This is a genomic window from Streptomyces sp. NPDC037203 (assembly GCF_055605065.1).
In genome coordinates, this window is the sequence record NZ_JBVJUC010000004.1 from 239,496 (window position 1) to 255,491 (window position 15,996).

At 72.4% G+C, this 15,996-nt stretch carries 16 protein-coding genes; 9 read left to right on the plus strand and 7 right to left on the minus strand.

Going from position 1 to position 15,996, the window contains the following annotated elements; translation table 11 throughout:
- Window positions 1-35 precede the first annotated feature (35 nt).
- On the plus strand, window positions 36-365 hold the full coding sequence (locus ACZ7EC_RS14495) for a rhodanese-like domain-containing protein (RefSeq protein WP_397987240.1): 330 nt from the start codon (window positions 36-38) through the stop codon (window positions 363-365).
- A 138-nt stretch (window positions 366-503) separates the two neighbouring features.
- On the opposite strand, the gene ACZ7EC_RS14500 is transcribed toward ACZ7EC_RS14495, so the two are convergent.
- From ACZ7EC_RS14500 to paaA, 5 genes are read right to left on the minus strand one after another with little or no spacing between them, the layout of a single operon-like run.
- Complete coding sequence (locus ACZ7EC_RS14500) at window positions 504-1,568, minus strand: 2Fe-2S iron-sulfur cluster-binding protein (protein WP_471062435.1); 1,065 nt, start codon at window positions 1,566-1,568, stop codon at window positions 504-506.
- On the minus strand, window positions 1,568-2,122 hold the full coding sequence (paaD, locus tag ACZ7EC_RS14505; protein WP_471062437.1) for a 1,2-phenylacetyl-CoA epoxidase subunit PaaD: 555 nt from the start codon (window positions 2,120-2,122) through the stop codon (window positions 1,568-1,570). Before paaD ends, ACZ7EC_RS14500 begins: the two co-directional genes overlap by 1 nt.
- Complete coding sequence (paaC, locus tag ACZ7EC_RS14510) at window positions 2,116-2,817, minus strand: 1,2-phenylacetyl-CoA epoxidase subunit PaaC (protein ID WP_471062877.1); 702 nt, start codon at window positions 2,815-2,817, stop codon at window positions 2,116-2,118. The genes paaD and paaC overlap by 7 nt, the downstream gene beginning before the upstream one ends.
- Window positions 2,818-2,843: 26 nt before the next feature.
- On the minus strand, window positions 2,844-3,131 hold the full coding sequence (paaB, locus tag ACZ7EC_RS14515) for a 1,2-phenylacetyl-CoA epoxidase subunit PaaB (RefSeq protein WP_190016117.1): 288 nt from the start codon (window positions 3,129-3,131) through the stop codon (window positions 2,844-2,846).
- Window positions 3,128-4,162 (minus strand): 1,2-phenylacetyl-CoA epoxidase subunit PaaA, encoded by a 1,035-nt coding sequence (paaA, locus tag ACZ7EC_RS14520; RefSeq protein WP_471062439.1) that lies wholly within the window; start codon window positions 4,160-4,162, stop codon window positions 3,128-3,130. Before paaA ends, paaB begins: the two co-directional genes overlap by 4 nt.
- Window positions 4,163-4,510: 348 nt before the next feature.
- Between paaA and ACZ7EC_RS14525 the strand changes: the two genes are divergently transcribed.
- The 3 genes from ACZ7EC_RS14525 to ACZ7EC_RS14535 are packed head-to-tail and all read left to right on the plus strand — an operon-like array spanning window position 4,511 to window position 7,466.
- The gene (locus tag ACZ7EC_RS14525) at window positions 4,511-5,428 is read left to right on the plus strand and encodes a DUF5819 family protein (protein ID WP_471062440.1); all 918 of its coding nucleotides are present in this window, start codon (window positions 4,511-4,513) and stop codon (window positions 5,426-5,428) included.
- Window positions 5,425-6,717: an HTTM domain-containing protein gene (locus ACZ7EC_RS14530; protein ID WP_471062442.1), complete on the plus strand. Its 1,293-nt coding sequence runs from the start codon at window positions 5,425-5,427 to the stop codon at window positions 6,715-6,717. Before ACZ7EC_RS14525 ends, ACZ7EC_RS14530 begins: the two co-directional genes overlap by 4 nt.
- Entirely contained in the window at window positions 6,714-7,466 is a 753-nt protein-coding gene (locus tag ACZ7EC_RS14535) for a TrmH family RNA methyltransferase (protein ID WP_471062444.1), read from the plus strand. Before ACZ7EC_RS14530 ends, ACZ7EC_RS14535 begins: the two co-directional genes overlap by 4 nt.
- 122 nt (window positions 7,467-7,588) lie before the next feature.
- Here ACZ7EC_RS14535 and paaN read toward each other — a convergent pair whose 3' ends face one another.
- Window positions 7,589-9,280: a phenylacetic acid degradation protein PaaN gene (gene paaN / locus ACZ7EC_RS14540; protein WP_471062446.1), complete on the minus strand. Its 1,692-nt coding sequence runs from the start codon at window positions 9,278-9,280 to the stop codon at window positions 7,589-7,591.
- Window positions 9,281-9,439: 159 nt separating this feature from the next.
- Here paaN and ACZ7EC_RS14545 point away from each other — a divergent pair, with 159 nt between their 5' ends.
- The gene (locus tag ACZ7EC_RS14545; RefSeq protein WP_471062448.1) at window positions 9,440-10,954 is read left to right on the plus strand and encodes a 3-hydroxyacyl-CoA dehydrogenase; all 1,515 of its coding nucleotides are present in this window, start codon (window positions 9,440-9,442) and stop codon (window positions 10,952-10,954) included.
- Window positions 10,951-11,538, plus strand: a complete 588-nt coding sequence (locus tag ACZ7EC_RS14550) for a TetR/AcrR family transcriptional regulator (protein ID WP_471062450.1) — start codon at window positions 10,951-10,953, stop codon at window positions 11,536-11,538. The genes ACZ7EC_RS14545 and ACZ7EC_RS14550 overlap by 4 nt, the downstream gene beginning before the upstream one ends.
- Before the next feature lie 119 nt (window positions 11,539-11,657).
- Here the strand turns inward: ACZ7EC_RS14550 and ACZ7EC_RS14555 are convergent, their stop codons facing one another.
- Window positions 11,658-12,155 carry an Lrp/AsnC family transcriptional regulator gene (locus ACZ7EC_RS14555; RefSeq protein ID WP_471062452.1) on the minus strand — a complete coding sequence of 166 codons (498 nt, stop codon included), beginning with the start codon at window positions 12,153-12,155 and terminating at the stop codon, window positions 11,658-11,660.
- Window positions 12,156-12,330: 175 nt separating this feature from the next.
- Between ACZ7EC_RS14555 and pdhA the strand changes: the two genes are divergently transcribed.
- The 3 genes from pdhA to ACZ7EC_RS14570 are packed head-to-tail and all read left to right on the plus strand — an operon-like array spanning window position 12,331 to window position 15,895.
- The gene (gene pdhA, locus ACZ7EC_RS14560) at window positions 12,331-13,485 is read left to right on the plus strand and encodes a pyruvate dehydrogenase (acetyl-transferring) E1 component subunit alpha (RefSeq protein WP_471062454.1); all 1,155 of its coding nucleotides are present in this window, start codon (window positions 12,331-12,333) and stop codon (window positions 13,483-13,485) included.
- Window positions 13,482-14,486, plus strand: a complete 1,005-nt coding sequence (locus tag ACZ7EC_RS14565; RefSeq protein WP_471062456.1) for an alpha-ketoacid dehydrogenase subunit beta — start codon at window positions 13,482-13,484, stop codon at window positions 14,484-14,486. Before pdhA ends, ACZ7EC_RS14565 begins: the two co-directional genes overlap by 4 nt.
- Complete coding sequence (locus ACZ7EC_RS14570) at window positions 14,486-15,895, plus strand: dihydrolipoamide acetyltransferase family protein (protein WP_471062458.1); 1,410 nt, start codon at window positions 14,486-14,488, stop codon at window positions 15,893-15,895. Before ACZ7EC_RS14565 ends, ACZ7EC_RS14570 begins: the two co-directional genes overlap by 1 nt.
- Window positions 15,896-15,996: the final 101 nt, after the last annotated feature.

Genomic DNA, 15,996 nt, shown 5'->3' on the forward strand with positions numbered 1-15,996 from the left:
CGGGTAGCGTCGGAGGCATGAATTTCGGAGCTGGTGTGCCCACCGTCGGTGTCACGGACCTCAAGGACGACGACTTCCTGCTGGACGTCCGTGAGGACGACGAATGGCAGGCGGGCCACGCCGAGGGAGCGCTGCACATCCCGACCAGTGAGTTCGTGGCCCGGTACGGCGAGCTGACCGAGGCCGCCCCGCAGGACGGCCGTGTCCACGTGATCTGCCGCTCCGGCGGCCGGTCCGCCCAGGTCACCATGTATCTGGTGCAGCAGGGCATCGACGCGGTGAACATCGACGGCGGCATGCAGTCCTGGGCCGCCGCGGGCCGCCCGGTGATCACCGACGACGGCCGCCCCGGCCACGTCCTCTAGCACCGCTCGCCCCTCGCCCGCAGACCGCTCGCGTGCGGCCCGAGCAGCCGGTTGCAGGTGCTCGGGTCCGGGCGTCGTAGCGGTGCAGGAGGCGGCCGGTGTACGCGCCGAAACCCCGGTGCGTTCCGTGGCGCATCCTCAGCGGTCGAAGTCCAGCTCCACCTGTTCGGTCAGCGGATGGGACTGGCAGGCCAGTACGTACCCGGCGTCCGTCTCCTCCTCTTCCAGGGCGAAGTTGCGGTCCATGCGGACCTCGCCGGAGACCAGGAAGGCCCGGCAGGTGCCGCAGACGCCGCCCTTGCACGCATAGGGCGCGTCGGGTCGGTTGCGCAGGACGGTGTCGAGCAGGGACTCGCCCTCCTGCGCCGGCCAGCTGCCGCCGCGTCCGTCGAGCCGTGCGGTGACCCTGCTGTGCGCGGCTCCCGGCGCGGTGCCCGCCGCGGCCGGTCCCGAGTCCACGTGGAAGATCTCCTGGTGGATCCGGGCGCGGTCCGCACCCAGCCCGCGCAGCGCGCTCTCGGCGCCTTGCACCAGCCCGTAGGGGCCGCACAGGAACCATCCCGCCACCCGCTCCAACGGGAGCAGTGCGGGCAGGAGTTGGGTGAGACGCGCCTGGTCGAGCCGGCCGGACGGCAGACCCGCCTGCTGCTCCTCGCGGGAGAGCACGGTCACCAGCTGAAGCCGCTCGGGATAGCGGTCCTTCAGGTCGGCGACCTCCTCCAGGAACATCGTGGACGCCGCCGTACGGTCGCTCCGGATCAGACAGAACCGGGCCTCCGGCTCCCGCGCCAGCAGGGTGGAGACGATGGACAGCACCGGGGTGATGCCGCTGCCGCCGACGATCGCCGCGTACAGGCCGGGCGCGGGTTCCAGGGTGAAGCGGCCGGCCGGGGTCATCACCTCCAGTTCGTCCCCGAGGTTGATCTCCTTCAGTGCGTAGGTGGAGAAGGCGCCGCCCTCCACCAGCCGCACCCCCACGCGCAGGCTGCTCGGTCCCTCGCCGTCCGGGGCGGGCGCGGGGGAGCAGATCGAGTAGGTGCGCCGCACCTCCGTGCCGCCCACCCGGCGGCGCAGCGCGAGGTGCTGGCCGGGTGCGTGCCGGTACTCGGCGCGCAGCTCGGGGGGGACGGTGAGGGTGAGGGCGACGGAGTCGTCGGTGAGCCGGTCCACCGCGGCCACCTGGAGCGGGTGGAAGCGCGCCATCACAACTCCTTGAAGTGGTCGAACGGTTCGCGGCAGGACAGGCAGCGGCGCAGCGCCTTGCACGCGGTGGAGGAGAACCTGCTCAGCAGTTCGGTGTCGGCCGAGCCGCAGTGCGGGCAGTGGACGGGCTCGGCCTCGGTGGTGCCGACGGTCCCGGTGGTCGCGGTGTCGCCGGTGCGGGTCGGGCCGAGGGTCAGCGGTATCGGTCCGGAGGTCTTGCTGGTCCTCGGGGGAGCTATGCCGAACTCCCGGAGTTTGCGGCGGCCTTCGGGGGTGATGTCGTCGGTCGACCAGGCGGGCGTCAGTACCGTGCGTACCGAGACCTCGCGCAGGCCGTGCTCCCGCAGGACCCGTTCGATGTCGAGGGACATCGCCTCGATGGCCGGGCAGCCGGTGTAGGTCGGGGTCAGGTCGACCTCGGCGGCATCGGGGCCGTGCAGTCGCAGCGCGCGCACCACGCCCAGCTCATGGAGTGTGAGGACCGGGAGCTCGGGGTCGGGGACCGAACCGGCCAGCTCCAGGAGTTCGGCCTCCAGGGCGGTGGCGGTCACCATGACGCCCCCGGATGGCTGCGGTGCAGATGCTGCATCTCGGCGAGCATCCGGCCGAAGGACTCGGTGTGGATGCCCTGGCGGCCGGCGCCCGCCGACCAGGCTCCGGTGCGGGGCCCCTCGGGGACGGTGAGGGTGGCCCGGCCGAGTACGCGGGTGACCGATTCCAGCCAGCGGGGCTCCAGGTCCGCCCAGTCGACGTCGACTCCCTCGACGGGCTGGAACATCTCCCCGGTGAATCGCCACAGGGCGTCACAGGCGCGGCGCATCCGCTCATGGCTGGTCTCGGTGCCGTCGCCGAGGCGCAGGGTCCACTGTTCGGCGTGGTCGCGGTGGTAGGCGACCTCCTTGACCGCCTTCGCGGCCAGCGGCGCGAACGGGCCGTCACCGGCGGCGAGTTCGGTGTGCAGCAGGTGCTGGTAGGTGGAGAAGTACAGCTGGCGGGCGATGGTGTGGGCGAAGTCGCCGTTCGGCTGCTCGACCAGCTGGAGGTTGCGGAAGGACCGCTCCTCGCGCAGGAAGGCGAGTTCGTCCTCGTCGCCGGCCAGGGACAGCAGCACGCGGGCCTGGCCGAGCAGGTCGAGGGCGATGTTGGCGAGGGCGACCTCCTCCTCCAGGGCGGGGGCGTGCCCGGCCCACTCCCCCAGGCGGTGGGAGAGCACCAGGGCGTCGTCGCCGAGTGCGAGCGCGGCGGTCACCGGGACGGTGGCGGGGCCGGTGGCGGTCACAGGTGCTTCACTCCTTCCGGGATCTCGTAGAAGGTCGGGTGCCGGTACGGCTTGTCGGCGGCCGGCTCGAAGAAGGGGTCCTTCTCGTCGGGCGAGGACGCGGTGATCGCGGTGGCCGGGACGACCCAGATGGAGACGCCTTCGCCGCGGCGGGTGTACAGGTCGCGGGCATTGCGCAGCGCCAGTTCGGCGTCGGGCGCGTGCAGGCTGCCGGCGTGGGTGTGGGAGAGGCCGCGCCGCGAGCGCACGAAGACCTCCCACAGGGGCCAGTCGGTGGTGCTCATGCTCGCTCCGCTCCCGTCGTCAGGTGTTCGGTGGCCTTGGTGCCGCCGCTGTGTTTGGCCGCGTGGGCGGCGGCCGCTTCGCGTACCCACGCGCCCTCGTCGTGGGCGCGTTTGCGCTGGGTCAGGCGTTGTTCGTTGCAGGGGCCGTTGCCCTTGAGGACGTCCCAGAACTCCGCCCAGTCGATCGGGCCGAAGTCGTGGTGCCCCCGCTCCTCGTTCCACTTCAGGTCCGGGTCGGGGAGGGTGAGGCCCAGGGATTCGGCCTGGGGGACGCAGATGTCGACGAAGCGCTGGCGCAGCTCGTCGTTCGAATGGCGCTTGATCTTCCAGGCCATCGACTGGGCGGAGTGCTGGGATTCGTCGTCGGGCGGGCCGAACATCATCAGCGAGGGCCACCACCAGCGGTCCACCGCGTCCTGGGCCATGGCGTGCTGCTCCGGGGTGCCCCGACTCAGGGCGAGCAGCAGTTCGTACCCCTGGCGCTGGTGGAAGGACTCCTCTTTGCAGATCCGCACCATGGCACGGGCGTACGGGCCGTAGGAGCAGCGGCACAGCGGTACCTGGTTGGTGATCGCGGCGCCGTCCACGAGCCAGCCGATCGCGCCGACGTCGGCCCAGGTCAGCGTGGGGTAGTTGAAGATCGAGGAGTACTTCTGGCGGCCGCTGTGCAGTTTGTCGAGCAGTTCGTCCCGGCCGGTGCCGAGGGTTTCCGCGGCGCTGTACAGATACAGGCCGTGTCCCGCCTCGTCCTGGACCTTGGCCATCAGGATCGCCTTGCGGCGCAGGGAGGGCGCGCGGGTGATCCAGTTGGCCTCCGGCTGCATCCCGATGATTTCGGAGTGTGCGTGCTGGGCGATCTGGCGGACGAGGGTCGCGCGGTAGGCGTCGGGCATCCAGTCGCGTGGCTCGATGCGCTCGTCGGCGGCTACGGCCGCGTCGAAGACGCGCTGGTATTCCGCCTCGTCCCCGGCGGTGTTCCGGGCGCCGTCCGCTTCCGGGCGGGCCGTGCCCTGCGCGGCTGCTGTGGCCATGCGATCCCCCTGACCTCGGGCTCTGCGGTGGGACTCTCCCGACCGATCGTTCGGTCCGTGCGAATCAATGGTGTGCCGGGCCGCCGGACAGTGTCAACCGCTGTGGAAAACTCCGCGCGGAACCTGTGGATGGTGTCTGCGGACGAAGCGTGCGGGGTCGGGAGGGTCCGGGCCCCCTGGGGCTGCGCTCGGCGGCAGGGGCTGAGTACCGTTCCGTGCATGTGCCGCGATGGGCGCTCGTGCACCGTGCGGCGCCTGTGCCGGGCGGCCGTATCGGATGGGGCGGCTCCGCGGGGCCGGTCCGGTGGGCCGACCCACGACTGAGCCGGAATTGGGGAACGGGGCGGAATGGACGCGTACGACGAGGACTCGGGGGCCGCGCACGGCCCGGACGGGTCGGCCGGGGCGCCTCCCCCGGAGAACCCTGAGAACCGGGAGGCCCCGGAAGACCAGGCGGGACCTGAGGAACCGGCGGACTCCGAAAAGCCGGAGCGTCCGAAGCACGAGGAGCGTCTAGAGCACCCGGAACGCCCGGAGCGCGAGGAGCGTCTAGAGCACTCGGAACACCCGGAGCGCGAGGAGCACCCGCAGAGCGCGGTTCCGTGCCACGACCCGGCCCGCCGTGGTCTCGCCGCCCTCTCCCGCCGTTACCAGGTCGGCGCCGCGCTGGCGGTCGCCGTCGTCGCCGTCGGCGCCGGGGTGCATCTGCTGATGGTGTTTCTGAGCCTCGCCCCGCAGAACACGGTGTCGAAGCAGCACGGCAAGGCCGTCGAGGCGTGGGTGTTCCCGGAGTTCGAGCAGAACTGGAAGCTGTTCGCCCCCAATCCGCTGCAGCAGAACATCGCGGTGCAGGTGCGTGCCGAGGTGCGGATGAAGGACGGCAGCGTGCGTACCACCGGCTGGACCGACCTGTCCGCCCAGGACGGCGCCGCCATCGAGCACAACCCGGCGCCCAGCCACACCCAGCAGAACGAACTGCGCCGCGCCTGGGACTTCCTCACCGCGACCCACACCGCGGACAACCGGCCCGTCGGCATGCGCGGTGCCCTGTCGGAGCAGTACCTGCGCCGGATCGCGGTGATGCGCCTGTATGACACCGATCCGACCAGCCGGATCGGTGTCATACAGCGGGTGCAGGTGCGCTCCTGCACCATCAATGTGCAGCCCCCCTCATGGAGCGGTGAACAGGTGTCCGACAAGCCCTTCTACCGCGTGCTGCCCTGGTGGACGGTGAGCGCCGACGAGGCCGCCGGAGGTGTGCGGTGAACCAGCTCTCCCAGGCCCTGTCGCGCGGGCTCGCCCGTGGCACCGAGGCCGCGCTCGGGCCGTACCAGAGCGCCGTGATCCGGATCGGCTTCGCCGGCACCTGGCTGTTGTTCCTGCTGCGCGAGTTCCCCCACCGCCAGGAGCTGTACGGCCCGGACGGCCCCTGGGGCTGGAACATGGGCCGGCAGCTGATCATGGACAACCACGCCTTCACGGCCCTCATGTGGTCGAGCGGGCAGCTGTGGTTCGAGTGCTTCTACCTGCTTGCGCTCCTCGCCAGTGCCGCGTTGCTGGTGGGCTGGCGCACCCGTACGGCCTCGGTGCTGTTCATGGTGGGCGTCCTGTCGCTCCAGAACCGCAGCGTCTTCGTCGGTGACGGCGGCGACAACGTGCTGCACTTGATGGCCATCTACCTCGTGTTCACGCGCTGCGGGCAGGTGTGGTCCCTCGACGCGCGGCGCCGGGCGCGCGCCGGGCGGACCACCGCCGGCCCGATTCCCGCCGGCCGGACGGCCGCCGACGTCCGGTCCGCCCCCGATCCGGCCGCCCCCGGCCTGGCCGTCCCCGACCGGACCCCCACCGACTGGACCGGTCTCATCCTGTGGACGGTCCTCGGGATCGCGCTGGTCACGGTGACCGCGGCCGGACTGCTGTTCGAGAACTCCTGGCTGATCCCGGTCCTGCTGTGGACGGCGTGGGCGGGGCTCGGACTGTGGTGGCTGGTCCAGCGCCTGGCGCGGTCGGCCGAGCCGCGGATCCTGCTGGACGTGATCGCCAACGTCCTGCACAACGGCGCCCTCGTGGTGATCATGGCCGAGGCGTGCCTGATCTACGCCACGGCCGGCTGGTACAAGATCCAGGGCTCGCGCTGGCAGGACGGCACCGCCGTCTACTACCCGCTGCACCTCGACTACTTCTCGCCCTGGCCCGCCCTCGCCGATCTGATGTCCGTCAGCGGCACCATGCTCACGATCGTGGCGTACGGCACCGTCATCGTGCAGGTCGCCTTCCCCTTCACCCTGCTCAACCGCCGGGTCAAGAACGTGCTGCTGGTCTTCCTGATGCTGGAGCACTTCGTCATCGCGGTCGTACTCGGCCTGCCGTTCTTCTCGCTGGCGATGATCACCGCGGACGCGGTCTTCCTGCCGACCTCCTTCCTGCGCCGGATCGGCGCCCTCGCCGCTCGCGCGCGGGGACGGTTCGCCGGGAACGGCGGCGCGGACGGTACGGTGCCCGCACCCCGCTCCCCGGAGGACAGCACGCCCGGACGCGTAGGGTTCACGGCATGACCGACCCGTTGATCCGCTGGCGCGAGCACGCCGGCGGTGCCGTACTGCTCGACGGTTTCCACGCCCTCAAGCACGCCCTGCGCTTCGGCGCCGAGGTGCCGGTGGCGGTCACCACCGACCGGCGGGCCGCGCTCGCCCTGGCCGGGGAACTGGCCGGGGACGTACGGGAGGCCCTGGACGCGCTGCTCACCGAGGTGCCCGAACAGACGTACGCCGCACTCGTGGCCCGCCCCCATCCGACAGGGGTCGCCGCGCTCGCCGTACGGCCCTCACGCGAGGCCCATCTGGCCGCGCTCGCCCGGATGCCGCGCACCGCCCCCGTGGTGGTCCTCGACAACCCGCGCAACCTCGGCAACGCGGGCGCCGTGATCCGGCTGGCCGCCGGTTTCGGGGCGACCGGCGTGGTCACCACCGGCACGCTCGACCCCTGGCATCCGACGGTGGTGCGCGGCGGCGCGGGCCTGCACTTCGCGACCGCCGTGGAGCGCCTTGGCGTCGGCGAACTGCCGCCCGGCCCGCTGTTCGCCCTGGACCCGGAGGGCGAGGACATCCGGGGCATCGAACTGCCCGACGACGCCGTCCTCGCGTTCGGTTCGGAGCGCACCGGTCTCTCGGCGGAGGTACGCGCGCGTGCCGACCAGCTGCTGCGGCTGCCGATGCGCCCCCAGGTCTCCAGCTACAACCTCGCCACCAGCGTGGCGATGACGCTGTACCACTGGAGCGCCACCGCGGGCGCACCCGCCGCCTAGCCTTCGCCGCCGTCGGGAGAGGAAACCCGACGGGGAGAAACCCGAAACGGAATCCCGGCCGGGAGACGGCAGGAGAGGGACGATGCCGTCGGGGGACGCGCGCCCCCGACGGCCCTCACCCACTAGCCCTGCCGGCGCACCTCGACCACCCGGAACCGGTTGGCCACGAAGGCGCCGTCGCACAGGGCCGCGTTGGCCGCCGGGTTGCCGCCCGAGCCGTGGAAGTCGGAGAAGGCGGCCGTCTGGTTCACGAACACCCCGCCCGTGAGGTTGAAGGACAGCTGGGCGGCCTCCTCCAGGCACACCTCCTCGACGGCCCGCTCCACCTCGCCGTCGGTGGTGTACGCGCCGACCGTCATCGCGCCCTTCTCGCGGACCGTGCGCCGCAGCAGCTCCACCGCGTCGGTCACCGAGTCGACGGCGACCGCGAAGGAGACGGGGCCGAAGCACTCGCTCATGTAGGCCGCCTCGGCGTCCGGCTTGGCGCCGTCCAGCTTGACGATCACGGGGGTGCGCACCACCGCGTCCGGGAACTCCGGGTTGGTGATCTCCCGCGAGGCGAGGGCGACCTCGCCGAGACCCGCCGCGGCCTCCAGGCGCGCCTTGACGTCCGGGTTGACGATCGCGCCCAGCAGCCCGTTGGCCCGCGCGTCGTCGCCGAGCAGGCCGTCGACCGCGCGGGCGAGGTCGGCGGTGACCTCGTCGAAGGTCTTCGGGCCCTGGTCCGTGTGGATGCCCTCCCGCGGGATCAGCAGGTTCTGCGGGGTGGTGCACATCTGGCCGCTGTACAGGGACAGCGAGAACGCCAGGTTGGAGAGCATGCCCTTGTAGTCGTCCGTGGAGTGCACGATCACCGTGTTGACGCCGGCCTTCTCCGTGTAGACCTGCGCCTGGCGGGCGTTGGCCTCCAGCCAGTCGCCGAAGGACGTCGAACCGGTGTAGTCGATGATCCGGATCTCCGGGCGGGTCGCGAGCGCCTTGGCGATGCCCTCGCCGGGCCGCTCGGCGGCCAGCGCGACCAGCTCGGCGTCGAAACCGGCCTCGGAGAGCACCTCGCGGGCGATCCGCACGGTCAGCGCGAGCGGCAGCACCGCGCGCGGGTGCGGCTTGACCAGGACCGCGTTGCCGGTCGCCAGGGAGGCGAACAGGCCCGGATAGCCGTTCCACGTCGGGAAGGTGTTGCAGCCGATGACCAGACCGATGCCGCGTGGCACCGGCGTGAAGTTCTTGGCCAGCACCAGCGGATCGCGTTTGCCCTGCGGCTTGGTCCACTCGGCGGACTCGGGGGTGCGGACCTGCTCCGCGTACGCGTACGCCACCGCCTCCAGGCCGCGGTCCTGGGCGTGCGGGCCGCCCGCCTGGAACGCCATCATGAAGGCCTGGCCGCTGGTGTGCATGACCGCGTGCGCGAACTCGTGCGTCCGGTCGCTGATCCGCTTGAGGATCTCCAGGCAGACCACGGCGCGCGCCTCGGGGCCCGCGTCCCGCCAGGCCGGCTGTCCGGCCTTCATCGCGGGCAGCAGGACGTCCAGGTCCGCGTGCGGGTAGCTCACGCCCAGCTCGATGCCGTACGGCGAGATCTCACCGCCCACCCAGTCGTCCGTGCCCGCCTGGCCGAGGTCCAGGCGGGTGCCCAGCAGCGCGTCGAAGGCGGCCTTGCCCGCGGCCGCGTCCAGGCCGCCGTGTTCGCCGTACGCCTTGGGGTGTTCGGGGTGGGGGGACCAGTACGCGCGCGTGCGGATCGCTTCCAGGGCCTGGTCGAGAGTGGGCCGGTGCTTCGCGATCAGCTCGGGGACGGTCAGTTCGGCGGCCATACGGGACCAACTCCTCGTCTGGAGAACTCGCCTTCGAGTTCAGGACCTGGCGGAAAGAGCAGCGGGATGGGACGGTCAGGGCTAGAGTAACCGAACGATCGGTCGGTTCAAGGGGGTCCGCCGCATCTGTGGAAAACCCCGTGCGGGAGGATCGCGCACATGACAGCACTCGACCTCAGCAGCCCCGTGGCAGTCGTCGGCACCGGCACCATGGGCCAGGGCATCGCCCAGGTCGCACTGGTCGCCGGCCATCCGGTGCGGCTCTACGACACCGCGCCCGGCCGGGCCCGTGAGGCGGCCGCGGCGATCGGCGCCCGCCTGGACCGGCTGGTGGAGAAGGGCCGGCTCGACACCGCCGTCCGGGACGCGGCCCGTGCCCGGCTCGAACCCGCCGACGCCCTCGCGGAGCTGGACGGCTGCGGCCTCGTCGTGGAGGCCGTGCTGGAGCGGCTGGACGTCAAGCAGCAGCTGTTCGGCGAGCTGGAGGACATCGTCGCCGAGGACTGCCTGCTCGCCACCAACACCTCCTCGCTGTCGGTGACGGCGATCGGCGGCGCCCTGCGCCATCCGGGCCGCTTCCTCGGCCTGCACTTCTTCAACCCCGCGCCGCTGCTGCCGCTGGTCGAGGTCGTCTCCGGGTTCGCCACCGACGTCACCTCGGCCACGCGCGCGTACGAGACCGCCCGCGCCTGGGGCAAGACCCCGGTGGCCTGCGCGGACACCCCCGGCTTCATCGTCAACCGCATCGCCCGGCCCTTCTACGCCGAGGCGTTCGCCGTGTACGAGGCCCAGGGCGCCGACCCGGCCACCATCGACGCGATCCTGCGCGAGTCGGGCGGCTTCCGTATGGGCGCGTTCGAACTCACCGACCTGATCGGCCAGGACGTCAACGAGGCGGTGACGCAGTCGGTGTGGCAGTCCTTCTTCCAGGACGTGCGGTTCACCCCCTCGCTGGCCCAGCGCCGCCTGGTGGAGTCCGGCCGCCTGGGCCGCAAGGCCGGCCACGGCTGGTACGACTACGGGGAGGGCGCCGAGAAGCCCGAGCCGCAGACCGCCGACAAGGAGCAGCCGCCCGCCTATGTGCTCGCCGGGGGCGATCTCGGCCCCGCCGCCGAACTGCTCACGCTGATCCGCGAGGCGGGCATCGAGGTCCGCGAGGAGGACGGTGACGAGGACGGCCACCTGGAGCTGCCCGGCGGCGGCCAGCTGGTCCTCGCCGACGGCCAGACCTCGGTGGAGTTCCACGACGTCGTCTACTTCGACCTCGCCCTCGACTACCGCAAGGCCACCCGTATCGCCCTGTCCGCCTCCCAGGACACCGCGCCGGCCACCCTCGCCGAGGCCGTCGGCCTCTTCCAGGCGCTCGGCAAGGACGTCAGCGTGATCGGCGACGTGCCCGGCATGATCGTGGCGCGCACGGTCGCCCGGATCATCGACCTCGCCCATGACGCGGTCGCCAAGGGCGTCGCCACCGAGGAGGACGTCGACACCGCGATGCGCCTGGGCGTCAACTACCCGCTCGGCCCCTTCGAATGGGACCGCAGGCTGGGCGACGCGTTCGCCTACGACGTCCTGGACGCGATGCACGAACGCGACCCCTCCGGACGCTACGCACCCTCCCTCGCGCTCTACCGCCACGCCTACGCCGACGACAAGCGGGAGGGCACCTCATGACCACGCCCAGGCGCGACACGTACACCCCCGAGACACTGCTCACCGTCGCCGTCCAGGTCTTCAACCAGCGTGGCTACGACGGCACCTCCATGGAGCATCTGTCCAAGGCGGCCGGCATCTCCAAGTCGTCGATCTACCACCATGTCAGCGGCAAGGAGGAGCTGCTGAAGCGGGCCGTCAGCCGCGCCCTGGACGGCCTTTTCGCCATCCTGGAGGAGCCGGCGGCGCGGGAGGGGCGGGCGGTCGAGCGCCTGGAGCACGTCGTGCGGCGCATGGTCGAGGTGCTCATAGCCGAACTGCCCTATGTGACGCTGCTGCTGCGGGTGCGCGGCAACACCGCCACCGAGCGCTGGGCCCTGGACCGCCGCCGCGACTTCGACCACCGGGTCGCCGAGCTGCTCAAGGCGGCCGCCGCCGACGGGGACGTACGCCCCGACATGGAGGTGCGGCTGGCCACCCGGCTGGTCTTCGGCATGATCAACTCCCTGGTGGAGTGGTACCGGCCGGAGGCCCGCGGCGCCTCGGGCCGCGAGGTGGCCGACGCGGTCGTCCAGCTGGTCTTCACCGGCCTGCGCAAGGCCTGACCGGCCCCCGGCCCGCGCACCCGACCGGCCACCGGTGTGCGCGAGACGCGTTCGCCCCCCGGCCGTGCGGAACGGCGCGATCTTGCGATGATCCGCAAAAACGGCCCAGTCGAGCCGGCCTAGGCGTCCGGCTCCAGGTCCTCCTCCTCGAACACCAGCAGCGTGCGGGTGCTCAGCACCTCCGGGATCGCCTGGAGGCGGGTGAGCACCAGCTCGCGCAGCGCCCGGTTGTCGGGCGTGTGCACCAGCAGCAGGACGTCGAAGTCACCGCCCACCAGCGCGATGTGCGAGGCACCGGGCAACTGGCGCAGCTGCTCGCGCACGGTGCGCCAGGTGTTCTGGACGATCTTCAACGTGATGTACGCCGAGGTGCTGTGCCCGGCCCGCTCGTGGTCCACGCGGGCGCCGAAGCCCCGGATCACCCCGTCCTCGACCAGCCGGTTGATGCGCGCGTAGGCGTTGGCCCGCGAGACGTGGACGCGTTCGGCGACCGACCGTATCGAGGCGCGGCCGTCCGCCTGGAGGATGCGCAGGATGTCCTGATCGATGGCGTCCAGCGGCCGGGCCGGCGGCGGCAGCGCGTCCTGCGCCGCCTCGGCCATTTGTTCAGGTGCCATGTCCCCCCGCTTCATCGCCGTGGACGTCCTGCGTTCATTGCAGGCTGTGGAGAACCGTTTGTCCACAGCCTGGAGGCGCCTGTAGCCAAAATGTGCCGACGACCGAACAATCGGTAGGTGAGGCGGGTCACAGCCGACACGCCTCCCGTAGCCGCTCCCACGAGGAGGTGCCGTCATGACGGTTCTGGAGCAGCGGGGCGCGTACCGGCCATCGCCGCCGCCCGCCTGGCAGCCCCGTATGGACCCCGCGCCGCTGCTGCCCGACGCCGAGCCGTACCGCGTCCTCGGCACCGAGGCGGCCGCCAAGGCCGATCCCGATCTGCTCCGCAGGCTCCACGCCCAGCTGGTGCGCGGCCGCCGCTACAACACGCAGGCCACCGCGCTCACCAAGCAGGGCCGCCTCGCCGTCTACCCGTCCAGCACCGGTCAGGAGGCCTGCGAGGTCGCCGCCGCCCTGGCCCTCGAAGACCGCGACTGGCTCTTTCCCAGCTACCGCGACACCCTGGCCGTCGTCGCCCGCGGCGTGGACCCGGTCGAGGCCCTCACCCTGCTGCGCGGCGACTGGCACACCGGCTACGACCCCTACGCACACCGGGTCGCCCCCCTCTCCACCCCGCTGGCCACCCAGCTGCCGCACGCCGTCGGCCTCGCCCACGCCGCCCGCCTCAAGGGCGACGACGTGGTCGCGCTCGCCATGGTCGGCGACGGCGGCACCAGCGAGGGCGACTTCCACGAGGCGCTGAACTTCGCCGCCGTCTGGCAGGCACCCGTCGTTTTCCTGGTGCAGAACAACGGCTTCGCCATCTCCGTCCCGCTCGCCAAGCAGACCGCCGCGCCCTCCCTGGCCCACAAGGCCGTCGGCTACGGCATGCCCGGCCGCCTGGTCGACGGAAACGACGCGGCCGCGGTGCACGAGGTGCTCACCGACGCCGTCCGGCACGCCCGCGCGGGCGGCGGACCCACGCTGATCGAGGCGGTCACCTACCGCATCGACGCGCACACCAACGCCGACGACGCCACCCGCTACCGGGGCGACGCCGAGGTCGAGGCCTGGCGCGCGCACGACCCGGTGCGCCTGCTGGAGACCGAGCTGACCGAACGCGGCCTGCTCGACGAGGCCGGCCTGGAGGCCGTACGGGAGGACGCCGAGGCGATGGCCGCCGACCTGCGCGAGCGCATGAACCAGGACCCCGAGCTCGACCCGATGGACCTCTTCGACCACGTCTACGCCGAGACCACCGCCCAACTGCGCGAGCAGCGAGACCTGTTGCGGGCAGAGCTGGCGGCCGAGCAGGACGGGCCCGACCAGCAGGAAGGCGACCGCCGATGACCACCGTGGCCGTCAAGCCCGCCACCATGGCCCAGGCCCTCACCCGCGCGATGCGCGACGCGATGGCCGCCGACCCGTCCGTCCACGTGCTCGGCGAGGACGTCGGCACCCTCGGCGGCGTCTTCCGCGTCACCGACGGGCTCGCCAAGGAGTTCGGCGAGGACCGCTGCACCGACACCCCGCTCGCCGAGGCCGGCATCCTCGGCGCCGCCGTCGGCATGGCCATGTACGGACTGCGCCCGGTCGTGGAGATGCAGTTCGACGCGTTCGCCTACCCGGCGTTCGAGCAACTGGTCAGCCACGTCTCCCGGATGCGCAACCGCACCCGCGGCCGGATGCCCCTGCCGATCACCGTCCGCATCCCCTACGGCGGCGGCATCGGCGGCGTAGAACACCACAGCGACTCCTCCGAGGCGTACTACATGGCCACCCCCGGCCTGCACGTGGTCACGCCCGCGACCGTCGCCGACGCCTACGGCCTGCTGCGCCAGGCCATCGCCTGTGACGATCCGGTCGTCTTCCTGGAGCCCAAGCGGCTCTACTGGTCCAAGGACACCTGGAACCCCGAGGAGCCGGCCGAGGTCGAGCCGATCGGGCGCGCGGTGGTCCGGCGCACCGGCCGCAGCGCCACGCTGATCACCTACGGCCCCTCCGTGCCCGTCTGCCTGGAGGCCGCCGAAGCCGCGCGGGCCGAGGGCTGGGATCTGGAGGTGGTCGACCTGCGCTCCCTGGTGCCGTTCGACGACGAGACGGTCTGCGCCTCCGTGCGGCGCACCGGCCGCGCGGTCGTGGTGCACGAGTCGACCGGATTCGGCGGGCCGGGCGGCGAGATCGCGGCCCGCGTCACCGAGCGCTGCTTCCACCACCTGGAGGCCCCCGTGCTGCGCGTGGCCGGGTTCGACCTCCCCTACCCGCCGCCCATGCTGGAGCGGCACCATCTGCCCGGCGTGGACCGCGTCCTGGACGCCGTGGCCCGGCTCCAGTGGGAGGCCGAGGGCTGATGGCACAGGTGCTGGAGTTCAAGCTGCCCGACCTCGGCGAGGGGCTGACCGAGGCGGAGATCGTGCGCTGGCTGGTCCAGGTCGGTGACGTGGTCGCCGTCGACCAGCCGGTCGTCGAGGTCGAGACGGCCAAGGCGTCGGTGGAGGTCCCCTGCCCCTACGGCGGCGTGGTCACCGCCCGCTACGGCGACGAGGGAACCGAACTCCCGGTCGGCGCCCCCCTCCTGACGGTCGCGGTCGGCGAGCCGGACGCGGAGCCCGCGGCCGGATCGGGCAACGTCCTGGTCGGGTACGGCACGTCCGAGGCCCCCGGCCGGCGCCGCAGGGTACGGCCCGCGGCCCTGACCGGCGGTGGCGCGCGCGGAAACGGAGCCACGGACGCGAAGCCCGCGGTGAACGGCACCAGAGGCGCGAGGCCGGGCGTGAACGGCAGCGCCGCCGCGCCGGCGTCGGGACTGCCCGTCGCAGCGGTGCCGCAGGGCGGCCCCGTGCCCGTGATCTCCCCGCTGGTCCGCAGGCTCGCCCGCGAGGGCGGACTGGATCTGCGGCGCCTGGCGGGCTCGGGCCCGGACGGACTGATCCTGCGCGCCGACGTGGAGCGCGCCCTGCGGGCCGGCGCGGACCAGGACGGCGGTCGCCAGGACGGCGGTCGTACGGCCGGGGCCCCCGCCGCGGCCGCGGTCGACCGGGACGAGACGACGGTCGCGGTGACGGTCCGCAGCGAGGAGCGCATCCCCCTCAGAGGCATCCGCGGTGCCGTCGCCGACAAGCTGTCCCGCAGCCGCCGGGAGATCCCGGACGCGACCTGCTGGGTGGACGCCGACGCCACGGAACTGCTGCGCGCACGGGCCGCGATGAACGCGGCGGGAGGCACGAAGATCTCGCTCGTCGCGCTGCTCGCCCGGCTCTGCACCGCGGCCCTCGCGCGGTTCCCGGAGCTGAACTCCTCGGTCGACACCGAGGCCCGCGAGATCGTCCGGTACCCGTATGTCCACCTCGGGTTCGCGGCGCAGACCGAGCGCGGCCTGGTCGTGCCGGTCGTCCGGAACGCCCATGCCCGCGACGCGGAGTCGCTGACCGAGGAGTTCGCCCGGCTCACCGAGGCGGCCCGCGCCGGGACGCTGACCCCGGCGGAACTGACCGGCGGCACCTTCACGCTGAACAACTACGGCGTCTTCGGCGTCGACGGCTCCACGCCGATCGTCAACCACCCCGAGGCCGCCATGCTCGGCGTCGGCCGGATCATCCCCAAGCCGTGGGTGCACGAGGGCGAGCTGGCGGTGCGCCAGGTCGTCCAGCTCTCGCTCACCTTCGACCACCGGGTGTGCGACGGCGGCACGGCGGGCGGCTTCCTGCGGTACGTGGCGGACTGCGTGGAACAACCGGCGGTGCTGCTGCGCACCCTGTGACCCGCCGGGCCCCTGTACCCACCGGGCTCCCGTGAGCCCTCGGTTCCCCGCGATCGGCCCGGCCCGCATACTCGGACCGTGACCGACAACGCCGCCGCCGG

Coding starts and splice junctions, on each gene's coding strand:
- ACZ7EC_RS14565 (WP_471062456.1), top strand. CDS start 13,482: ATGACCACCGTGGCCGTCAAGCCCGCCACCATGGCCCAGGCCCTCACC.
- paaA (WP_471062439.1), bottom strand. CDS start 4,162: ATGGCCACAGCAGCCGCGCAGGGCACGGCCCGCCCGGAAGCGGACGGC.
- paaB (WP_190016117.1), bottom strand. CDS start 3,131: ATGAGCACCACCGACTGGCCCCTGTGGGAGGTCTTCGTGCGCTCGCGG.
- ACZ7EC_RS14500 (WP_471062435.1), bottom strand. CDS start 1,568: ATGGCGCGCTTCCACCCGCTCCAGGTGGCCGCGGTGGACCGGCTCACC.
- ACZ7EC_RS14550 (WP_471062450.1), top strand. CDS start 10,951: ATGACCACGCCCAGGCGCGACACGTACACCCCCGAGACACTGCTCACC.
- ACZ7EC_RS14545 (WP_471062448.1), top strand. CDS start 9,440: ATGACAGCACTCGACCTCAGCAGCCCCGTGGCAGTCGTCGGCACCGGC.
- paaD (WP_471062437.1), bottom strand. CDS start 2,122: ATGGTGACCGCCACCGCCCTGGAGGCCGAACTCCTGGAGCTGGCCGGT.
- pdhA (WP_471062454.1), top strand. CDS start 12,331: ATGACGGTTCTGGAGCAGCGGGGCGCGTACCGGCCATCGCCGCCGCCC.
- ACZ7EC_RS14535 (WP_471062444.1), top strand. CDS start 6,714: ATGACCGACCCGTTGATCCGCTGGCGCGAGCACGCCGGCGGTGCCGTA.
- ACZ7EC_RS14555 (WP_471062452.1), bottom strand. CDS start 12,155: ATGGCACCTGAACAAATGGCCGAGGCGGCGCAGGACGCGCTGCCGCCG.
- ACZ7EC_RS14570 (WP_471062458.1), top strand. CDS start 14,486: ATGGCACAGGTGCTGGAGTTCAAGCTGCCCGACCTCGGCGAGGGGCTG.
- paaN (WP_471062446.1), bottom strand. CDS start 9,280: ATGGCCGCCGAACTGACCGTCCCCGAGCTGATCGCGAAGCACCGGCCC.
- ACZ7EC_RS14525 (WP_471062440.1), top strand. CDS start 4,511: ATGGACGCGTACGACGAGGACTCGGGGGCCGCGCACGGCCCGGACGGG.